At 69.7% G+C, this 19,897-nt stretch carries 18 protein-coding genes; 2 read left to right on the forward strand and 16 right to left on the reverse strand.

Annotated features, from left to right (window positions below):
* Window positions 1–15: 15 nt before the first annotated feature.
* The 12 genes from AMYBE_RS0126270 to AMYBE_RS0126325 all read right to left on the reverse strand — a co-directional run bounded on the left by AMYBE_RS0126270 (window position 16) and on the right by AMYBE_RS0126325 (window position 14,749).
* Entirely contained in the window at window positions 16–996 is a 981-nt protein-coding gene (locus AMYBE_RS0126270; protein ID WP_020662376.1) for an N-acetylglucosamine kinase, read from the reverse strand.
* On the reverse strand, window positions 993–2,258 hold the full coding sequence (locus AMYBE_RS0126275; protein ID WP_020662377.1) for a 6-phospho-beta-glucosidase: 1,266 nt from the start codon (window positions 2,256–2,258) through the stop codon (window positions 993–995). The genes AMYBE_RS0126270 and AMYBE_RS0126275 overlap by 4 nt, the downstream gene beginning before the upstream one ends.
* Entirely contained in the window at window positions 2,255–3,145 is an 891-nt protein-coding gene (locus tag AMYBE_RS0126280) for a carbohydrate ABC transporter permease (protein ID WP_020662378.1), read from the reverse strand. The genes AMYBE_RS0126275 and AMYBE_RS0126280 overlap by 4 nt, the downstream gene beginning before the upstream one ends.
* Before the next feature lie 144 nt (window positions 3,146–3,289).
* Window positions 3,290–4,279: a carbohydrate ABC transporter permease gene (locus AMYBE_RS0126285; RefSeq protein ID WP_027928027.1), complete on the reverse strand. Its 990-nt coding sequence runs from the start codon at window positions 4,277–4,279 to the stop codon at window positions 3,290–3,292.
* Window positions 4,276–5,652 (reverse strand): extracellular solute-binding protein, encoded by a 1,377-nt coding sequence (locus AMYBE_RS0126290; protein ID WP_020662380.1) that lies wholly within the window; start codon window positions 5,650–5,652, stop codon window positions 4,276–4,278. The genes AMYBE_RS0126285 and AMYBE_RS0126290 overlap by 4 nt, the downstream gene beginning before the upstream one ends.
* A gap of 27 nt (window positions 5,653–5,679) precedes the next feature.
* The gene (locus tag AMYBE_RS0126295; protein ID WP_034289238.1) at window positions 5,680–6,876 is read right to left on the reverse strand and encodes an ROK family protein; all 1,197 of its coding nucleotides are present in this window, start codon (window positions 6,874–6,876) and stop codon (window positions 5,680–5,682) included.
* 462 nt (window positions 6,877–7,338) lie between these two features.
* Complete coding sequence (gene nudC / locus AMYBE_RS0126300) at window positions 7,339–8,346, reverse strand: NAD(+) diphosphatase (RefSeq protein WP_020662382.1); 1,008 nt, start codon at window positions 8,344–8,346, stop codon at window positions 7,339–7,341.
* Window positions 8,343–9,737: a M16 family metallopeptidase gene (locus AMYBE_RS0126305; protein ID WP_020662383.1), complete on the reverse strand. Its 1,395-nt coding sequence runs from the start codon at window positions 9,735–9,737 to the stop codon at window positions 8,343–8,345. The genes nudC and AMYBE_RS0126305 overlap by 4 nt, the downstream gene beginning before the upstream one ends.
* Window positions 9,734–11,026: a M16 family metallopeptidase gene (locus AMYBE_RS0126310; RefSeq protein ID WP_020662384.1), complete on the reverse strand. Its 1,293-nt coding sequence runs from the start codon at window positions 11,024–11,026 to the stop codon at window positions 9,734–9,736. Before AMYBE_RS0126310 ends, AMYBE_RS0126305 begins: the two co-directional genes overlap by 4 nt.
* Window positions 11,027–11,035: 9 nt before the next feature.
* Entirely contained in the window at window positions 11,036–12,565 is a 1,530-nt protein-coding gene (locus AMYBE_RS0126315; RefSeq protein WP_020662385.1) for a DUF2207 domain-containing protein, read from the reverse strand.
* A complete protein-coding gene (locus AMYBE_RS0126320) occupies window positions 12,562–13,722 on the reverse strand; it encodes a DUF2207 domain-containing protein (RefSeq protein ID WP_020662386.1) in 1,161 nt (386 codons plus the stop codon). The genes AMYBE_RS0126315 and AMYBE_RS0126320 overlap by 4 nt, the downstream gene beginning before the upstream one ends.
* A 4-nt stretch (window positions 13,723–13,726) precedes the next feature.
* On the reverse strand, window positions 13,727–14,749 hold the full coding sequence (locus AMYBE_RS0126325; protein ID WP_020662387.1) for an RDD family protein: 1,023 nt from the start codon (window positions 14,747–14,749) through the stop codon (window positions 13,727–13,729).
* A gap of 64 nt (window positions 14,750–14,813) precedes the next feature.
* Between AMYBE_RS0126325 and AMYBE_RS0126330 the strand changes: the two genes are divergently transcribed.
* Window positions 14,814–15,818 carry a stage II sporulation protein M gene (locus AMYBE_RS0126330; protein ID WP_020662388.1) on the forward strand — a complete coding sequence of 335 codons (1,005 nt, stop codon included), beginning with the start codon at window positions 14,814–14,816 and terminating at the stop codon, window positions 15,816–15,818.
* Window positions 15,819–15,827: 9 nt separating this feature from the next.
* On the opposite strand, the gene AMYBE_RS0126335 is transcribed toward AMYBE_RS0126330, so the two are convergent.
* A complete protein-coding gene (locus AMYBE_RS0126335; RefSeq protein ID WP_020662389.1) occupies window positions 15,828–16,253 on the reverse strand; it encodes a MarR family winged helix-turn-helix transcriptional regulator in 426 nt (141 codons plus the stop codon).
* Window positions 16,250–16,675, reverse strand: a complete 426-nt coding sequence (locus AMYBE_RS0126340; protein WP_020662390.1) for an SRPBCC family protein — start codon at window positions 16,673–16,675, stop codon at window positions 16,250–16,252. The genes AMYBE_RS0126335 and AMYBE_RS0126340 overlap by 4 nt, the downstream gene beginning before the upstream one ends.
* A gap of 82 nt (window positions 16,676–16,757) precedes the next feature.
* Between AMYBE_RS0126340 and AMYBE_RS0126345 the strand changes: the two genes are divergently transcribed.
* Window positions 16,758–17,645, forward strand: coding sequence for a DNA-3-methyladenine glycosylase family protein (locus AMYBE_RS0126345; RefSeq protein WP_020662391.1), 888 nt, complete (start codon window positions 16,758–16,760; stop codon window positions 17,643–17,645).
* 3 nt (window positions 17,646–17,648) lie between these two features.
* On the opposite strand, the gene AMYBE_RS0126350 is transcribed toward AMYBE_RS0126345, so the two are convergent.
* On the reverse strand, window positions 17,649–18,935 hold the full coding sequence (locus AMYBE_RS0126350) for a DUF58 domain-containing protein (protein ID WP_020662392.1): 1,287 nt from the start codon (window positions 18,933–18,935) through the stop codon (window positions 17,649–17,651).
* Window positions 18,936–19,886 (reverse strand): AAA family ATPase, encoded by a 951-nt coding sequence (locus AMYBE_RS0126355; protein WP_154676621.1) that lies wholly within the window; start codon window positions 19,884–19,886, stop codon window positions 18,936–18,938.
* Window positions 19,887–19,897 lie beyond the last annotated feature (11 nt).

Raw genomic sequence — 19,897 nt, forward strand, 5'->3', positions numbered from 1 at the left:
ATCAGCCGCGGGGCCTCAGACTCGTTGCGTAGCCGCCTTGAGCGCTGCCTTCGCCGACTCCGACGCCCCGATCTTGTCCAATCCGAAGAGCGCCGCACCGACCACCGGGTTCACCTCCACCACGCGCACGTGTGCTCGCGGGGCCGCCTTCAAGCACCGGCGCTCGATGTCCGCGATCACGGCTTCGCTCACCCCGGTCAGCACTCCTCCGCCGAGAATGACCTCCGAAGACGAAGTCGTCAGATCCAGGCGGCGCATGATCGCCCCGGCCAGCAGGCTGACTTCTTCGGCGAATCGGGTCACCACCGCCTGCGCCACGTCGTCACCGGCCTCGGCCACCTTGAACAGCAGCGGGCACAGGCCGTGGATGGTTACCGAATCGATCTCCTCGAAGTGCAATCCCTGCACCACATCCAGCAGTGTCGCAGCGCCGTAGTACTCCGCGACCGCCGATTCCAGTGCGGTCGCCGGGCCCCGGCCGTCCTCCGCCCGGACCGCCCACCAGAGGGCTTCTTCTCCCAGCCGGTAGCCGCCGCCCCAGTCGCCGGAGACCTTGCCCAGCGCGGGGAAACGATACGAGCGGCCGTCGGGCGCGAAGCCAGCTCCGTTGATGCCCGCGCCGCACACCACTGCCACCCCGGTGCCGTCCGCGCTGCCCGCCCGGAGCAACGCCAGCACGTCGTTTCCGACGTCCAAAGTGGAGCTCCAGCCGCGGGCGGACAGCCCTTGACGGAGAGCCTCTTCCTCCCGGGGGAAGTCGAGGCCGGCCAGGTAGGCGGAGGTGTGCACCGCGAACGGCGGCTCGGGCGGCAGCCCGCCGGAACGGAGTGCCTCGTGCACGAGTTCTTCCAGCGCGGCAACGCATCCGTCGACTCCGACGCGCTGGGGCGAAGCGCCGGGGCCGCGGGACTGGCCGAGCACGGCCCCGTCCCGCGAAACCACCAGCACCTCGGTCTTGCTGTTGCCCCCGTCGATCGCGACGACAGCGTCGCTCATGCCTTCGCCCAGGGCAAGAAGTCCTGGTTGCGAGCAACGAGTTCGTCCGCCAGGCGGTCCGCCTTCCCGTACTGCCCGACCAGGGGGTGTGCCAGCAGCGCGTCCGCGACCCGGTCCCGGCCGCCCTTGATCGCAGCGTCCAGCGCCAGGTGCTCGTACGCGGTGACACCGGCGATCAGTCCGGCGAACCGCGGGTCGACCGGGGCCTGCGGGATCGCGGTCGCGCCGGCGGAGTCGACGTTGGCCGAAACCTCGATGACCGCGTCGTCCGGCAGGAAGTCGAACGTCCCGTTGTTCTGAACGTTGACCACGTGTTCCTCGGCCGGACCGCCGGCGGTCAGCGCGTGCACGAGTTGCACTGCCGCTTCCGAATAGTAGGCACCGCCGCGCTTTTCCAGCGACTCCGGCTTCGTCACCTGTTCCGGGTCGAGGTAGATCTTCAGCAGCTCTTCCTCGACGTCGCTGACCACCTCGGCCCGCGGCCGCTCGGTCTGCTGCTTCGCGACCTGCGCGTCATGCGAGTAGTAGTACTTGAGGTAGTACGACGGGACCGCCCGCATCCGGCGCATCCAGTCCACCGGCACGCTGACCTCTTCGCCGAGAAATTCCGCGTGCTGGTCAAGCAACTCCGGCAGCCGGTCGACGCCGTCGAGCAGTACGCCGCGCTCCCAGCTCAGGTGATTCAGTCCAGTGTGGACCAGTTTGACGTCGCCGGTGGACGCGCCCAGCAGCTTCGCGAACTTGCGCTGCAGGTTGATCGCGACGTTGCACAAGCCGACCGCTCGGTGACCTTCCCGCAGCAGCGCGCGAGTGACAATGCCGACCGGGTTGGTGAAGTTGACGATCCAGGTGTCGTCGCCGGCGACCTTGCGGACGCGCTCAGCGATGTCGAGCACGACCGGGACCGTGCGCAGCGCCTTCGCCAGGCCGCCCGCGCCGGTGGTTTCCTGCCCGACGCGTCCGCACAGGTGCGGGAACGTCTCGTCCGACGCCCGCGCCTTCTGCCCGCCGACGCGCAGCTGGATCAGGACCGCCGACGCACCCTCGACCCCCTCTTCCAGGTTCGCGGTGGTGCGCACGCGCGCCCGGTGCCCGGCGTGCTCCAGCAACCGCTGACTGAACCCGCCGACCGCTTCCACCCGGTAGGCATCCGGGTCGATCAGCACGATCTCGTCGACGTCGAGCGAAGCCCGCCGCCCGGCGATGCCGTCGATCAGCTCCGGCGTATAGGTGGACCCACCGCCGACCACTGCCAGTTTCATCCCTTGACTCCTGTGAACGTGATGCCCTTGACGAACGATTTCTGCGCGAACACGAACAGCACGATCACCGGCAGCATGATCAGCGCGGTGGCGGCCATCGTGAGATTCCATTCGACGTGGTGCATGCCTCGGAAGGACGCGATCGCCAGTGAAAGCGGCCAGTTGTCCTTGTTCTCGCCGGTGTACAGCAGCGGGCCGAAATAGTCGTTCCAGGTGAACAGGAAGCAGAACATCGCGGTGGCCGCGATACCCGGCTTGGCCATCGGGATCAGCACGCGCGTGAGCACCCGGAACTCGTTGCAGCCGTCGATCTTCGCCGCTTCCAGATAGTCCTTCGGAATGGTCAGGAAGAACTGCCGGAGCAGGAAGATCGAAAAGGCGTCGAAGAAGAAGTACGGCACGATGAGCGGCACCAGCGTGCCGGTGAAGCCGAGCCGGACCCACAGGTCATACAGCGGCACGACGGTGACCTGCGGCGGCAGCATCATCGCCACCACGGTCAGCATGAAGAACAGATTCTGCCCACGCCAGCGCAGCTTCGCCAGACCGTACGCCGCCGGGATCGCCGAGACCAGCGCCCCGGCCGTCGCCAGCAGCGAGTACAGCAGGCTGTTGCCGAAGTACTCCAGCAGCGGGGCCTTCTGGAACACCTCGACGAAATTCTCGAAATGCCATTCGGTGGGCCACAAGCTCGAAGTCATCGCCTGATCGCTCTTCATCACCGAGGTGAGGAAGACGAACAGCAACGGCAGCATGAAGATCACGCCGAGCGCGATGCCGACCGCGTGGGTGGCCACAAAGGACAGTTTCTTGTCCCAGCGCCGCTTGAACTTCTCCCGCGGGTGCACCGGCGGAGCCGGACGCGGAGGTGCCGAAAGCGTGGTCATGCCCCCACCCCATTCCCGCGGGACACCCGCACCCGATCGGGGCCATGAACAGGCTGCCGCGAGGTTATCTTCATGCCCCCACTCCATTCCCGCGGGACACCCGCACCCGATCGGGGCCATGAACAGGCTGTCGCGAGGTTATCTTCATGCCCCCTCCTCCTGATGCTGGTTCTTGCGCATCTGCCGCACCAGAATCCACGTGAACCCCGCGGAAACCAGGAACAGCAGCACGGCCATCGCCGCCGCGTAGCCCATGTTGAAGTACCGGAAACCCTGGACGTACAACCAGATCGGGTAGGTCAGCGTCGAGTTCTCCGGCGCCCCGATCAGTTTCGAGTTGCCGGCCACGTCCGCGGTGCCCGCCGAGGCGGACGCCGCGACGATCGCCTGAGTGAAGAACTGCAGCGCGTAGATCATCGAGTTGACCACGCCGAACAGCAGCACCGGCGAGATCGACGGCAGCGTGACGTGCCAGAACCGGCGCACCGGCCCCGCCCCGTCCAACTCGGCGGCCTCGTACTGCTCCTGCGGCACGTCCAGCAACGCGGCCAGGATGATGATCATCAGCTCGCCGGAGCCCCACAACGCGAGCAGCGTCAGCGCGGGCTTCGACATGTCCGGGCTGTTGAACCACAGCCCGCCGTCGATGCCCACCAGTCGCAGGAACCGGTTCACCGGGCCGAATTCCGGGTTGAACACGAAGACGAAGGCGAGCGTCGCAGCGGCCGGCGGGGCGAGCGCGGGCAGGTAGCAGAGTGTGCGGACGATGCCGACGCCCGACTTGAGCCGCGAGATCACCGACGCCACGCCGAGCGAGAACAGCACCCGGCACACGGTGAGGATGATCACCAGCCACAACGTGTTGTACGCGGCGGTCTTCACCAGTGGTTCGCTGGTGAACATCCGCACGTAGTTGTCCAGCCCGATCCACTGTGGAGGGTTGATCAGGTCGTAGCGGGTGAACGAGTAGTACAGCGTCGCGATCAGCGGATACGCGAAGAAGATGAGGAACCCGAGGGTGGCCGGCGCCATGAACCAGAACACCGTGCGCCGGCGCTTCGCCTGGGGAGACCCCCTCCGCGCCTTGCGAGGCGCGGAGGGGGTTCCGGTTTCCGGAACGGACAGCGTGGTCATCCGCCAGCGCCCTTCTGCGCCAGTGCGTCATTGATCTGCGCGTCGACCTGCTTGAGGCCCGCGGTCAGGTCCGGCACCGAACCGGCCTGCCATTTCTCGGCGAAGTCGTTGACGGCCTTGAGGAACGCGTCGCCGATCGGCGTGGTCGGATTGGCGACCAGCTTGCCGCTGTTGTAGATGTCGGTGAAGGTCTTGAACTGCGGCGGCATCTTCAGCTTCGGCGAGTTCAGCGAATCCTTGGTGCTGGGCACGTTGTTCAGGCCGTTGGCCATGTCGACCAGGGTGTCGGTGTCGAACGCGGCCTGCTTCAGCAGCTCCCACGCCGCGCCCGGATTCTTCGCGCCCTTCGGGATCGCGATGATCGTGCCGGTACCGAAGCCGCCGCCGTACTGGCTGGCCAGGCTGTCGAGCACCGGCGCGGGTGCGGTGCCGTAGTCCATCGACGGCGACTGGTCCTTGATGAACGCGGTGCGGAACTCGCCGTCGATGATCATCGCCAGCTTGCCGCTCTGGAAGCCGTTGTCCTTCGAGTACTCGTCACCGAGGCCGGCCTTGAATTTCTCGACCTTGTCGTGCCCGCCGTAGAAATCGATCAGCTTCTTCTGGAAGTCGAACATTTCCTTCCAGCCAGGGCTGGACGCGAGCGACGACTTGCCGTCCGGGCCGATGAACTTGGCGCCGAAGTTCGGCGCCCAGTACTGCGCCTGGTTGGCGTAGAACGGCATCGACGGCAGGAAACCCGCGGTCTTGATCGAACCGTCCGCGTTGAACTCGGTGAGTTTCTTGGCGTCCTCGAACAGCTCCGTGGTGTTCTTCGGCGGGCCGGAGATGCCCTTCGCCGCGAACAGCGCCTTGTTGTAGAAGAGCCCGTAGACGTCGGCGAGCATCGGCAGGGCGCAGCGCTTGCCCTGGTACGACGTGTAATCGCGGACTGCCTGCGGGATCTGGTTCATGTCGATCTTGTCGCGATCGATGTAGGGCTGCAGATCCTGGAAACTGCCAGTGGAGCACCAGGCACCGAGGTTGTCGGTGTAGAACGAGATCGCGACGTCCGGCGGGTTGCCGCCGCGGATCGACTGCGTCAGCTTGTCGTCGTCCTGGTTGCCCTCGTGCTTGATGGTGATGTTGGGGAACTTCGTCTTCAGCTTGTTCAACGCATTGGTGACCACGCCGTATTCGCGGTCCGTGAACTTGCTGTAGACGGTGATAGTGAGCTTGTCGTCCTTGTTCGGCGGCGCCGCGGCGTCGCCGCCGCCTGCGGGCGCGGCGGCACCGCACGCGGCAGTCGCCAGCAGCGTGCTCGCGGCCACGGCGCTGAGCAGCAAAGACCCGCGCTTGCGCACGATTCTTTGGAAGCGGGTGGGAGCGGACATGAACCCTCCTGTGTCCTTCGGGTGGGTCTACTCGGTCGGGGACGGGGCGGTCTCTCCGTCGGGCCTGCGCAGGCCGAGGAGCGTGGGGGTGACGACGCCGAAGACGTCTTCACGGGCAGTGGCCAGCGCGGACTGGAGCGCGCCCGCGCGCACCGCGTTGCCCTGTACCGACGCGACGCCGACGGGCGTGCGCGGCAGCACCAGTTCGTGCAGTTTCTCGGCGACGTTGGCGGCGAATTCGTCGCCGCCGGCCCGGCTGGTCTCGCCGCACAGCAGAATGAGCTGCGGGTCGGCGACCGCGACCAGGCTGGCCACCCCGCACGCGACCCGACGGCCGAGATCGTCCAGGAATCCTTGGTGGCCAATGCGGCGCGCCTGTGTGACGGCATCCCAGCCGTCATCCGCGGCGATGCCGTGCGCCTGTGCGAGCCGGACGACCGCGGTCGAGTCGACCAGGTTGCCGAACCGCGGGCCGGACGGCGGCCAGTCTTCCCCGGTGTCCACGGTGGCGGGATCGGGGACGCGCATCCAGTCGATCTCGCCCCCGCCGCCGGTCGCGCCGCGCAACAGCCGGCGGCCGATGACCACCGCGCCGCCGACGCCTTCGGACAGCCAGACGAGCACGAAGTCGTCGACGTCCTGCGCGTTGCCGACGGTCATTTCCTCCACCGCGACGAGGTTGACGTCGTTTTCGATCTTGACCGTCACGCCCAGCTCGTCGCTGAGCCGGGCCGGCACGTCGAAGCCGAGCCAGCCTGGGATGTGCGGAGCCGAGGACAGCAGTCCGGTGCGCGGGTCGAACGCGCCCTGCGCGCCGATGACCACGTTGGCCAGATCGTCCAGGTCCATCCCGGCGGCCTTGGTAACCCGGCGCAGTGCCTGGCCGAACGAGCCGACCACGTCCGAGCCCTCGGCGACCGGCAGCTGCACCCGGTACTCGGCGAGCACCGCGCCGGCGATGTCAGCGACCACGAAGTCCGCGACCCGCGGGGTGAGGTCGACCGCCGCGACATGCGCGAGCTCGCCGTTGACCGCCCACAGCTGTGCGCGCGGACCGCGCCCGCCGCCGGCCCGCTCGCCGGCTTTGCCGACGAGATTGTCCTGCTCCAGCCGGGTGAGCAGCTGCGCGGTGGCGGGTTTGGACAGTCCGATCGCGGCCTCGAGCTCGGCTCGGGTGAGCGGCCCGTCGCGCAGCAACGCGTCGATCGCGGCGCGGTCGTTCATCTCGCGCAACGTTCGCGGACTGCCGGTTCGCACCTGGCTGCTCCTTTATTAGGAAACTTTACAGACGGTTTCCGGGACTGTAGTGAGCGCGGCCACAGGACGTCAATGGCTGGAAGAAACAGCGGGATAACGGCTTGGTACCGCCGGGTGTCCGCGCTCGGCGCAGGGTGATCGGGCGGATGCGCAGGGTGGATGAGTGTGGACCACCGGTGCGCGGTGGTCCACGGCGATCCGCTCCGCCGCCAGCTGTCCGTGAAGGGCCCCTTCACGGAATCTAAGTCCCTCAAGGAGTCCCTCACGGACAGTCCACAAACCGGGTCGGCGCCGACCACCTCAGGCGGCCCCGGCACGCATCACCAGCACCTCGCCGCCGGGACACCCGCTCAAAAAAAAACGGGCCCGCATCGCGCTACGCGATGCGGGCCCGCCTCTCAAGCCGTCACTCGTCGGCCTCTCCAGCCGTCACTCCTCGGCGTCCGCCCACGCCTTCAGCATCACCCGGGCGATCGACGAGTTCCCCGGCAGCAGCAGATTGGACGTGCTGCCCGCGATCGGCGTCGGCGCCCCGGTCTCGGCGTTGCGGAACGCCGCACGGACGTCCTCGCGCGACACCCACAGCGCTTCTTCGATCTCGCCTTCGGCGGGGATCAGCGGCACCGAGCGGTCCGCCCGGGCGGTGAAGCCGAGCATGATCGAGCGCGGGAACGGCCACGGCTGGCTGCCCAGGTAGCGCACGTCGGAGACCTCGATCCCGGCCTCCTCGCGGATTTCGCGGACGACGCAGCCCTCCAGGGACTCCCCCGCTTCGACGAATCCGGCCAGCACCGAGTAGCGGTCCGGCGGCCACATCGGCTGCCGGGCGAGCAGCACGTGCGAGCCGTTGACGCCGTCGTAGTCATGCACCAGGCAGATCACCGCCGGGTCGGTACGCGGGTATTCCTCGTGGCCTTTGGCTTCACAGCGACTGGCCCAGCCGAACTGGGCCAGCTGGGTCGGCGAGCCGTCGCGGGTGCAGAACCGCGACTGGCGCCGCCAGTGCCGCAGCGCCTGGGCGGTGGTGAACAGGCCGGCCGAAGTGTCGTCCAGCTGGTCGCCGTAGCCGCGCAGTTCGACCCAGATCTCGCCGTCCACGCGCGGGACCTCTTCGACCAGTCCCCAGCTGCCGGCCATCCGCACGGTGTCCGCGTCGCCCTCGGCGCGGCCGGGCATCGACCAGTAGTCGACGTCCTCCCACTCGCCGAGGAACACCGCGTCCGCAGGCGGTTCGGTGCCGAAATCCATCGCCTTGCGGGTAGCCAGCGTCGAGCCGCCCTCGGCCACCGGCGTGCGGCCGGTGTCGTCGAGCAGCACCACGCGGGCCTCGGACCACTTCGCGGCCAGTCGTTCCGGGTTGGTGCGCAAGGATTCCTGACGGTCCACAGTGGACCGTGACAGGGTCGGCAGCTCCCCCAGTCCAAACGGGACGCTCATCGCTCCTGCTCGTTCGTCGTCACGCCCAGCGCGGCCAGCTTCGGCGCGAGCAGGTCCGCGTCGCCGACCACGACGCCGGTGAACCGCCCCGGGGCGAAGAACTCCGCGGCCGCCTCGGCCACCTGGTCCACGCTGACGGCCGCCAGGCGCTCCGGATGTCCTTGCAGCCACTCGATGCCGAGACCGGTCGTCGCCAGCGCCAGCAGCTGGCCGGCGAGCCCGCCCTGCGACGAGGTGCTGGTGACCAGCGATCCCATCGCGTACTGCCGCACCGATTCGACCTCTTCGGCGGACGGCGGAACGGTGCCGAGCCGGAACAGCTCGTAGCGGGTTTCCAGGTATGCCGCGGCGGTGACGTCGTTGGCGGTGTCCGCGTCGACGTTCACCACGGCGGTGCCGTTGGTGAACTCGAATCCCGAGTGCGCGCCGTAGGTGTAACCCTTGTCCTCCCGGATGTTCTCCACCAGCCGCGAGGAGAAGTACCCGCCGAACGCCAGGTTCGCGAGCTGCAGCGCCGGGTAGCGCGGGTCGGTGCGGGGCACCGTCTGCGCGGACAGCCGGATCTGCGACTGCACGGCACCCGCGCGCGGCACCAGCAGCACGTTGCCGCCGGTCAGCTCCGGAAGCTCGGGCAGCAACAGCGCCGACCGCTCGGACTTCCATCCGCCCAGCAAGCTCTCCAGCATGGCCGGAACGGTCTGCGGGTCGAGGTCGCCGACCAGCACGAGCACCGCTCCGCGCGGCAGCACCGACGCGGCGTGCAGCGCGCGCACCTGCTCCGCGGTCACTTCGGCGACGTCCTCGGCCTGCGGCACTTCCCGGGTGACCGGGTGGTCGCCGTACCGGTGCTTCTGCAGCGCTTCCCGCGCGATCGTGCGCGGCTGCGTACGCGAAACCGCGATGCGCTCGATCAGCCGCTCGCGTTCGCGCGCGACCTCCGCGTCCTGGTACGTCGCGCCGGTGAGCACGTCGCCGAGCACGTCCAGCAGCGTCGGCAAACCGTCGGCGAGGGCGGTGCCGCCGAGGTACAGCCGTTCCGGGTCGACGCCCGCGCTGAGGTCGCCGCCGATCAGCGCGACCTCGGCGTCGATCTCGACGCGGTCGCGGCGCGCGGTGCCCGTGAGCACTGTCTCGGCGAGTACCTCCGCGGTCGCGGCGTGCAGCCGGTCTTCGCCCGCGAACGGGATCCACAGCCGCAGCTCGACCATCGGGACGCTTGCCTTGCGCACCGCGAGCACGCGCAGCCCGTTGGAGAGCGTCGTGTCCACATGGGACAGTTCGGCGGCGGCGCGCTGCTTGCCCAGCGGCGGCAGCGGGCGCGGTCCGGCCGCGGTCCGGCCGATCTCCTCGGCGCTGCGGTGTGCGGCTTTGACCTGTTCTGCCGAGGTCACTGTTCCGTCCCTTCGGTGCTTGCGGGCTTCACGACGAGCACGGCGCGCGAGTCCGGGCGCAGCGCCTTCGCCGCCGCCGACACGGCTTCGCCGGAGATCGCGGACATCCGGTCCGCGAGCCGGTAGACCAGCGACGCGTCGCCGTAGAGCAGTTCGAACGAGCCGAGCGCGAGGGTGCGCGACACCAGCCGGTCGTGCTCCGCGTGCAGGCTCGCCGCCCAGCGCGCGGTGACCTTCTTCAGTTCCTGTTCGTCCGGCGGCGTGGACGCGAGCTTCTCCAGCTCCTCGTCCAGTGCGGCGAGCACGCGCTCGCGCGGCACGTCCGGCGGGTGGATCGCGGTGATGGTGAAGGTGTCCGGGTCGCGTGCCTCGAACGGGCCGAACAGCCCGGCGCCCGCGCCGATGTCGACCACCAGCGGCTCGACGTGCACCAGCCGCTGCTGCAGCCGCGAGCCGTCACCGTCGGTGAGCACGCCGGCCAGCACCAGGTACGCGAGGTAGCCGTCGAGGTCGTTGACCGGGTCCGGCATCCGGTAGCCGATGGCCAGCGCGGGCAGCGGCGCGTGCGCGTCGGTGTGCTCGCCGCGCAGTTCGGTGGTGGGCAACGGCTCGAAGAACGACGGGCGGACCGGCGCCGGCCGGTGCGGGACGTCGCCGAAGTGCTTCTGGATCAGCGCCTTCGCGTTCTCCACCTCGAAGTCGCCGGCGACGGTGAGCACCGCGTTGGCCGGCGAGTAGTAGGTGTCGAAGAACGCGGCGCAGTCTTCCAGCGTCGCGCCTTCGAGGTCTTCGAAGGCGCCGTAGCCGTCGTGCGCGTTGGCGAAGGTGGAGTACAGCACCGGCGGCAGCAGGATCCACGGGAACCCGCCGTAGGGCCGGTTGCGCACGTTCAGCCGGATCTCTTCCTTGACGACCTCGATCTGGTTCGCCAGGTTCTCCGCGGTGAGCTTCGGCGCGCGCATCCGGTCGGCCTCGAGGAACAGCGCGCGCTCCAGCGCGGCCGAGGGCAGGACCTCGTAGTAGTCCGTGTAGTCCGGGTGCGTGGACCCGTTGAAGGTGCCGCCGCTGGACTGCACGTGCCGGAAGTGCGCGAGCTTCTCCAGGCTCTCGCTGCCTTGGAACATCAAGTGCTCGAAGAGGTGCGCGAAACCCGTCAACCCCTCCGGCTCGGATCGGAAGCCCACGTCGTAGTGCACGCTGACCCCGACGACCGGCGCGGTCGGGTCCGGGGCGAGCACCACGCGCAGACCGTTGTCGATGGTGAAACGGACGAGCTCGGGATCGGCCATGCCCCCACCCTACGCAGGCACGGGCGTCTTCGGCTCCTCTGGTCGGAGGTGCTGACCACACTCGAACGCGACGGTCAGCGCGGCGACGAAACCGCTGGTCCGAGCCGCTGGCAAGGCGTCGGCTTCCGGGCTGCCGCACCAGTACGCCGTAAGCGAACAACCCTTCGCCAGCCAAGCATCCGCTTCGCCGAGCGCGTACGCGTACGGGAGCGCGCGCGAGAAGAGAAGCTCGTCGCGCGGCGGCTTCATCGTGAGCAGCTTCGAGTTGAGGCCAAGCAGCCGGTCGCGGAGATCGCGACCAGTCTTGCGGCGCATCGGCAGGAGCCGTCCTGCGGCAGTCACGGCGACGCCGCTGGCAAGCAGCATCAACCCGAGTTGCGCGTAACCGACCGTGAACGCAAGGAGCACAGTGAGGAACACTCCGTACGCGGACAGCCGTGGGCCGATCTGACGCTTCCGGAAGAACCAGCCTCGGCGGACGACGTCGTCAACTAGCTCGCGTACGCCTGCTTTGCCCACTTCGCTGAGCCGCGCGGACTCTTCGGGCACTGCCGCCGCGTACACCGCGTGCTCGAACGCGGTGAGGTACTGGTCTGGCGGGTTACGGCGAATGAGCACCCAGTCTCCCGGGCTGGCTTCGCTGACCCAGAGGTAGTTACGGACGCATAGGTCGAGCACTGTCGCGGCTAGGTCGAGCGAGGCAACGCGACCGGTCAACAGCAGACCTAGGTGGCCCGGCAGGACGCCGTCGGGCGACGAGAAGCGACCGTTGTCGTGAAGCTCCACGGGGACGGCGTGGCCAGGCTGTCGGTCGCGTCGGCGCAGCGTGAACACGGCGAGCGCGCCGATGATCGACAGTACGGCGAAGGCCAGCCACGTCCACCACACCGGCGCGCTCGCCGCGAAGGGGCTCGTGGGCGCGAGGCGTTCGGTCGGGCTGACCGTGCCGCCGGGCAGTTCCGCGGTCAGCTCCACCCGGGAGCCCGGGTTGAGTTTCGAGACCGAGACGCGGGTCAGGCCGGAATGGTCGATTTGCGCGGCACCGCACCGGGTCGTGGAACCAGGCGGACCGGCGAGGCAGGACAGCGCGTCCGGGATGGCGGGTGCGGCGAAGGTGGCGCGGACCAGTTCGATACGGGTGTCCCAGCCGCTGGCGATGTCCCAGGTGACGTGCTCGACGCCGAGGCTGGTGCCGACCGTACCGTCCACTGTGTACCGGATGACCGACGTGCCGCCGCGGAGGTAAAAGGTCACCTGGTCGTTGCCGGACTCGGCGTTGCCGGCGCCTTCGATGCTGATGTCGCGGATGCTTCGCACCCGCTCGTGGTTGTCATCCGCCTTGGTGCGCAACGAAATGGTGCGAGTCATCGAGGTGTCGCGCGGGACCGAGACCGCTTCGGTGACCGACAAGCTGCCGTCCTGCTGGACTTTCAACGCCACTTCGACGCTCTGCGGGAGACCGGGCAGCGACGGTTGGTCTTGCGCGGCGACCGGGCTGGCGGCGAGAAACGGAATGGCGAGCAAGGCGGCGACGTTCACTGCGCGGACACCACCGCGTGTCGACGTTCGGCTGCCGCTTGGATCGCGGCGACCGTTGCCGCCAGCGGGGATTCGACCCGGGCGGCCGGAGCGCCGAGCGCGCGGCCGCGGGCAGTGCGGGCGGAGGTCGCCGGAGCGGCAGCAAAAGTGGCCAGTCCGGCGATCAGGACCGCGACGCCGATCAACGCGTTTCCGACCGTCAAGGCAAGGGCGGCGGTGGTGAGGACGCCAGCCGCCGACAGGACCAGTCCGGCGCGGCGAACGTGCTTCGGCCGGTCGGACAGCCAGCCCTCGCCGCGGGCTTCGGCGTCGAGAAGCGCGAGCAGTTCGGCCCGATCCGGACGCGCCGCGGCGAGCGGGCCGGGCGGGAACGCGGCTTTGACGGCGTGCTCGAACGTGCTGAGCGAGTCGCCTTCGCCATGGGTTATCCGGTCGTCGGCGAGGTGCAGGTGCCCTCGCGCGACGAGATCGAGCACCGTGGCGACCAGGTCCAGCTCGCCGCGTGCGACGTAGGCGACACAGGCGGGCGGCACACCGGGCGCGGGTGGGCCGGTCCGGCGACGACGCAGCAGCACGGTGCCGAGAAGGAGGTATCCGAGCAACAGGAGTCCGCTGAGGACGGTCGGCAGACCAGCCGCGAAGGCGCCGAGCAGACCGGACCGGACGAACCGGGCATTCGCCGGCAACGGTCCGGTTTGGACCGCCAGATCGATCCGATCGCCTTGGCGCAGCCCGTTCTGCTCGGCGTGGACTCCCCCGCCGCGAAGTTCGGAAAACGTGCACTGGCGGGCGGAACCGGCTGGTCCGCTGTAGCAGTCCGCGGCGGACACGCCGGGCGCGGAAAAGGACGCGGCGACCCGGTCGACAGCGCGGTTCCAGCCGCCGGTGAGCTGGACGCGGACTTGCCCGCCGGACGCGACCGCACCGTCCACTGTGTACGTGAGGGTGGCCGGCCCGGTGACGGTGACGGTGGTTCCGTCGGCCGTCGCGGCACCGGCGAGGCGGAGATCGGTGATCGAGTAGAGGCGGTCCTCGTCGTCGGTGACCGGGGTTCGCTCGGACAGGCGGCGAACGGCGGGCGCGTCGGTGACGATGCGTTCGACGACGGTGAGCTGGCCGTCCTGGGCGGTGGTCACGGTGACGTCGTCGGCCAGCATTTCCTCAGCTCGGGAGGGTGAAGGGGTTGTCGGGTTCCGGCTTCGGTTCGGCGGGAAGGGGTTCGGCGGGGCGAGCGTAGCCGAGCGGGACCGGCTCAGTGGCGGGGACCGGCCGCGACGCCCCCGGCAACGCGAATCCCGGCGGTGCCACGTCCGGCGGTCCCGGTTGCCCAACACCCGGCTGCCCTTGACCCGGCTGATGAACCTGAGCTGGTTGCGCCTGGCCCGGCCGAACCTGTGCCGGGTATCCCGGCAGCGGATACCCCGGCGGCGCGATCCGAGCCTGGTCCCGGTTCCGCCGTTCGCCCAGCACCGCGGTGAGGAAAACCCACGGCGGCATCCCGTACGGCAACGGCACGCCGATCGCCGCGGATACCTGCTGCGCCAGCCCGAACCCCAGCGACGCGGCCGCCTCCGGGCGCAGGTCGTGGTAGCGGCCGAGGTACTGGCGGGCGGCCGTCGCGAGGTGTTCGGGCAGACCGCTCAGGTCGAACTGGGCGGCCCAGTGCTCCAGGCCAGGGGGCACCATCAGCACGGCCTGCTTCGACAGCGGGACGCGTTCGCGGATCACCAGCGTGCCCGCGAGGTAGTCGCCGACGCGGCGGCCGTTCGACGAGGACAACGACACCACCACCGCGACCGCGCCGAGGAAGCCGAGCGCCCAGAAGTCGACGAAGAACCCGGCCAGCGCGCGGGTGAGCGCGTGCCGGAAGCTGATCGGCCCGCCGTCGAGGCGCACCACGCGCAGCCCGAGCGCGAGTTTGCCGAGCGAGCGGCCGCGGCTGAGCGTCTCGAACAGCACCGGGTAGCCGATCACGACCAGCACGAACACGGTCAGCATCAGCGCGACGGTCAGCGCCCGGTCGAACTGGCCCGCGGTCACCAGCAGCGCGACGAGGGCCAGCAGCAGCACCGCGGCCTGGACGAGGACGTCGAGCAGCATCGCGACCGCGCGGCTGGCCAGCTTCGCCACCCGCAGGTCGAGGACGACGGCCTCGCCGGTGACGAGTTCGGACTCTTCCTGCACGAGGCCAGCGTAGAGCGCCGCGGCACCGGTCGGCGTGGCTATCCTGACGGCGAGGAGGTGGCCGGTGGACGTCGACGTGTTCGTCGCGGCGCACAGCGCGGAATGGAACCGGCTCAGCGAGCTCGCCGGACGGCGCCGGCTGTCCGGTCCGGAGGCGGACGAACTGGTCTCCCTGTACCAACGAGCCGCCACGCACCTCTCGATGATCCGCTCTACGTCGCCCGATCCGGCGGTGCAGGCCCGGCTCTCCGCGCTGGTGGCGCGCGGCCGCTCGGCGGTGTCCGGCGCGCACAGCCCGGCGTGGCGCGAGGTGGCGCTGTTTTTCACCCACCGATTCCCGGCCGCGGTGTACCTCAGCCGGCGCTGGTGGATCCCGGCGGCGCTGGTGTCGGTGGCCGTGATGGCGGTGCTCGGCGTCTGGATCGCGAACGATCCGCAGGTCCGGGCGTCGCTGGCGTCGCCGGACAACATCAAGATGATGACCGAATCGGGCGGCAAGTACGAGACGTACTACTCGTCCGGACCGGCCGCGTCGTTCGCCGCGCGGGTGTGGACGAACAACGCCTGGGTCGCCGCGACCTGCTTGTTCCTCGGCATCGCGCTCGGGTTGCCGGTGATCTCGGCGCTGTGGATGAACTCGCTGAACGCCGGGATCGCGATCGGCCTGATGTCCTCGGTGGGCCGTGGCGACGTCGTGCTGGGCCTGCTCCTGCCGCACGGGCTGCTGGAGCTGACAGCAGTGTTCATCGCGGCCGGGACCGGCCTGAAACTCGGCTGGACCGTGGTGGACCCGGGACGGCGCTCGCGCAGCTCCGCGCTGGCCGAACAGGGCCGGTCGGTGGTGGTGATGGCGCTCGGGCTGGCTTGCGTGCTGCTGGTGTCGGGCGTGATCGAGGCGTTCGTGACGCCGTCGGGCTGGCCGACCTGGGTGCGGATCGGCATCGGCGCGGTGGTTGAGCTGCTGTTCCTGACCTACGTTTTCACGCTGGGACGGCGAGCCGCGCTCGCCGGCGAGACCGGGGACGTGGACCGGCGGGCGGCCGGAGACACACTGCCGGAAGCCGGGTAGCGCGCCCGCTCAGTCCTTCAAGATGTCCCGCAGCGTCTGCGCCAGCGCGCTGGCATCCGTCCCGAACATGCTCTCGTCGACCTGCTCGACCGCCTGCACGGCTTGCGTGACCAGCCGCCGCCCTTCGGCTGTGAGCCGGACCAGCTTCGCACGGGTGTCCCCGGCGTCGACCGCGCGCGTGACGAGTTCCTTGCTCTCCAGCCGCGCGATGACCTGGGAAGTCATCTTGACGTCCGTGCCCGCTTGTGCGGCAAGCTCCTGCTGTCGAGGAGGCGAGCCCTGCTCCTCCAGCCACCAGCAGCACGCCAGCAGCACGAACTGGACGTGCGTCAGCCCCAACGGTTCGAGGGTTTCCCGTACCCGGCGCTGCCAGGCGAGAGTCACGTGCCAGAGCAGGAAACCCGGGCTGTCACCGGGGCCGCTGAACCTCGTCATCGCACGCTCCGCTCGGCGAAGGCGAGCAGGTCACGCATCGCGACCGGGAAGTCCTCGCTGATCTGCGGACCGAGTTCCGGCCCGGTGTCGTCAGCGCCCTCGCCGTCGATTTCGAGGCGGTGCGTCACGACGGTGCCGCCGTCCGGCCGCACCGCCAGCGTGTGCCGGAAGCGCAGGCGCAGGTCGCCGAAGCTGGTCTCGTCCTCGTAGACCTCGTTCTCCACCAGTTCGGTGATGCGCGAACGGAAGGTGTCTTGGCCTTGCGGCGTAACCGAAATTTCGGTCCCTTTCGCGAACGGCCCGTGCAGCTCGAACCGGTCGCTCCGCTCGCTCAGCCGTTGCCCGCTGTGCAGTGCGCGAAGCGCCGCCCACACCGCCAGCGGACTGGCCTCGGTCTCGGCGCGGTAGTCAGTGCTCCACATGGCGTACCCCTTTCAAATAGTCTGCGCGTAGACTATCTTCGCGGAGACTGATTGCCAAGCCTGATTTTCCCGAGGAGGACTCATGGGGACTGTCGCAACGCTCGACCTGCCCACCGCGGAGCCGTTCGACTTCGCCGCCTCGCTGCGGTTCATCGAGCGGTTTCCGGCGATGACCGGCGAGCAGGACAGCGGGAACGGCGTGCTGGTGAAGGCGATCCGCGAGGCGGGCACGGTGGTCGGCGTGCGGCTGCGGGCCGCCGGGCAACGGCCCGGACTCGTCGCGGAACTGTTCACCGACGAGCCGATCTCCGACGCCGCGCGGGAAGCGGTGCGCGACCGGCTCACGTTCTTCCTCGGGCTGGACGACGACCTCCGCGAGTTCTACTCCCTCGCCGCCGCGGATCCTCCGTTCGAGGCGGTGGTGCGGAAGCTGCACGGGTACCACCACGTCAAGTTCCCGTCGCCGCTGGAGATGCTGTGCTGGTCGATCCTGTGCCAGCGGGTGCCGCTGCCGGCCGCGCGCGACATGAAACGCGCGCTGGTCGAAGCGTGCGGCAATGAGGTCGCTGTCGACGGCGTAATGCACCAAGCTTTCCCGGACTTGGAGCAGTTGCTCGCGTTCGACGGCGCACGCTGGCTCGAATTGCTCGGCAACCAGCGCAAGGCGGACTACTTGCACCGCGCGCTGCCGCTATGGGCGCAACTTTCCGAGAATTTCCTGCGCCACGGCGACTACGACGAAATCCAGAACGCTTTGCTGCGGTTGCCCGGCATCGGGCCGTGGTCGGCGACCTTCCTGCTGATCCGCGGGCTGGGCCGGATGGAGCGGATGGCCCCCGACCGCGAGGCGTTGCGCGCCGCGGCCCGCGTCTACGGCAAGCCGATCAGCGAGTCCGAATTTCTCGAAATCGCCGACCGCTACGGACCGTGGCGCGGATACTGGGGCCATTACCTGCGCGTCGGCGCGTAATCCTCACAACCGGCCGGCGGCTTTCAGCGCCAGGTACCGGTCCGCCAGCGCCGGCGGCAGCTCCTCCGGAACCGCGTCGACCACGCCGACGCCGCGGCGGGTCAGCCGGGCCACTGCCGACGTGCGGTCCGCGAGTGCCCGTTCCGCCGCGGCCGCGTCGTAGACGGCTTCCGCGGAGCCCCGGGATGCGGCCATCTCCGCCACCCGAGGGTCGGCCACCGAAGCGACCAGCACCTCGTGCCGAGCCGTCAGCGACCCCAGCACCGGGAACAAGCCTTCCTCCAGCACCGCCGGTTCCAGCCCGGTGAGCAGGACCACCAGCGCCCGGCGCCGCGTTCGCCGCAGGACCTCCGCGACCATCCCGCGCGCGTCGGTCTCCACGAGGGACGGTTCGATCGGAGCCAGTGCGTTCACCAGGGACGGCAGCAACGTCGACGAGCTCGGCACGGAAGCCCGCAGCTGCTGGTCGTAAGCGATCAGCCCGACCCGGTCGCCGGCGCGGGAAGCCAAGGCCGCCAGCAACAACGCCGCGTCCATGGCCGCGTCCAGGCGCGGCGCGTCGCCGACTCGGCCGGCCGATACCCGGCCGGTGTCCAGCACCAGAACAACGTGGCGATCGCGTTCCGGCCGCCAGGTCCGCACCATGACGTCGGACGCCCGAGCGGACGCGCGCCAGTCGATGGACCGGACGTCGTCGCCGATTACGTACTCGCGCAGGGAGTCGAATTCCGTGCCCTGGCCCCGGATCAGCACCGCATTGCGGCCGTCCAGCTGCTGCAGCCGGGCCAGCCGCGAGGGCAAATGCTTGCGGCTGTGAAACGGCGGCAGCACGCGGACGGTCCACGGCACCTCGTGCGAACCCTGCCGTGCGGCCAAACCGAGCGGGCCGACCGCGCGTACGGTCACCCGGGCCGCGATCCGGTCGCCGCGACGAGTCGGGAGGAGCCGCGTCGTGAAGGCACGCCGTTCGCCGGCCGGGATCGCCGCCGCGTGCCGGTCTTCCGCACCGGCGCTCGGCGGCCAGGCGTCGCGCAACTGGCCGCGGACGATCCGGCGGCCCGGGTTCGTCACGATCAGCGCGACCTCGGCGGGCTCGCCCAGCCGGACCGAAGTGCTGCCGCTGCGCGAAAACCGCAGCGCGCGAACGCTTCCGGCCAGCGCGAGGTCGAACGCCACCAGCATGAGCAGCACGGCGGCCACCGCCGCGACACCGGTGCCGGTCGGGAACAGCAGCCCCACCGCCAGCGCCCCCAGCAGCGCCAGCAGCCCGAGCCGCCCGGTGACTGCCATTCAGCGCGGCACCGGCACGGAGGCCAGCACCCGGTCGAGGACGCCGTCCGCGGTCACGCCTTCGAGCTCGGCCTCCGGCCGCACACCGAGCCGATGCCGCAGCGCGGGCCGGGCGAGCGCCTTGACGTCGTCCGGGGTCGCGTAGTCCCGGCCGGACAACCACGCCCATGCCCGGGCGACGGCGAGCAAAGCCGTTGCGCCACGCGGCGAAACGCCGAGCTGCACAGCGGGCAGCTCTCGGGTCGCGCGGCACAGGTCGACGACGTAGCCGATCACCTCCGGGCCGACCGTCACCTTCGCGACCGACTCCCGCGCGGCCGCGAGGTCCGCCGCGCCGGCAACCGGGGAGAGACCGGCCGCGGCCAGGTTCCGCGGGTCGAAACCCTGCGCGTGCCGCCAGAGGATGCCGATCTCGTCCTCACGCGAGGGGGCCGGCATGGTCAGCTTCAGCAGGAACCGGTCCAGCTGCGCCTCCGGCAGCGGATACGTTCCCTCGTACTCCACCGGGTTCTGCGTCGCGATCACCACGAACGGGTCCGGCAGCGGGCGCGACCGGCCGTCGATCGACACCTGCCGCTCCTCCATCGCCTCCAGCAACGACGACTGCGTCTTCGGCGGCGTCCGGTTGATCTCGTCGGCCAGCAGCAGGTTCGTGAAGACCGGGCCCTCGCGGAAGGAGAACTCGCCGCTGTGCGCGTCGTACACAATGGACCCGGTGACGTCGCCCGGCATCAGATCCGGGGTGAACTGCACGCGCGTCGTCTTCAGGTCCAGCGACGCCGCGAGCGCGCGCACCAGCAACGTTTTCGCGACGCCCGGCACGCCTTCCAGCAGCACGTGCCCCCGGCAGAGCAGCGCGAGGATCAGCCCGGTGACCGCCGCGTCGTTGCCGACCACGGCCTTCGCGACCTCGGCTCGCAACGCGATCAGGGCCGCCCGCGCGTCCTGCATCTGTTCGGTAC

It is taken from the genome of Amycolatopsis benzoatilytica AK 16/65 (assembly GCF_000383915.1).
Classification (GTDB): Bacteria; Actinomycetota; Actinomycetes; order Mycobacteriales; family Pseudonocardiaceae; genus Amycolatopsis; species Amycolatopsis benzoatilytica.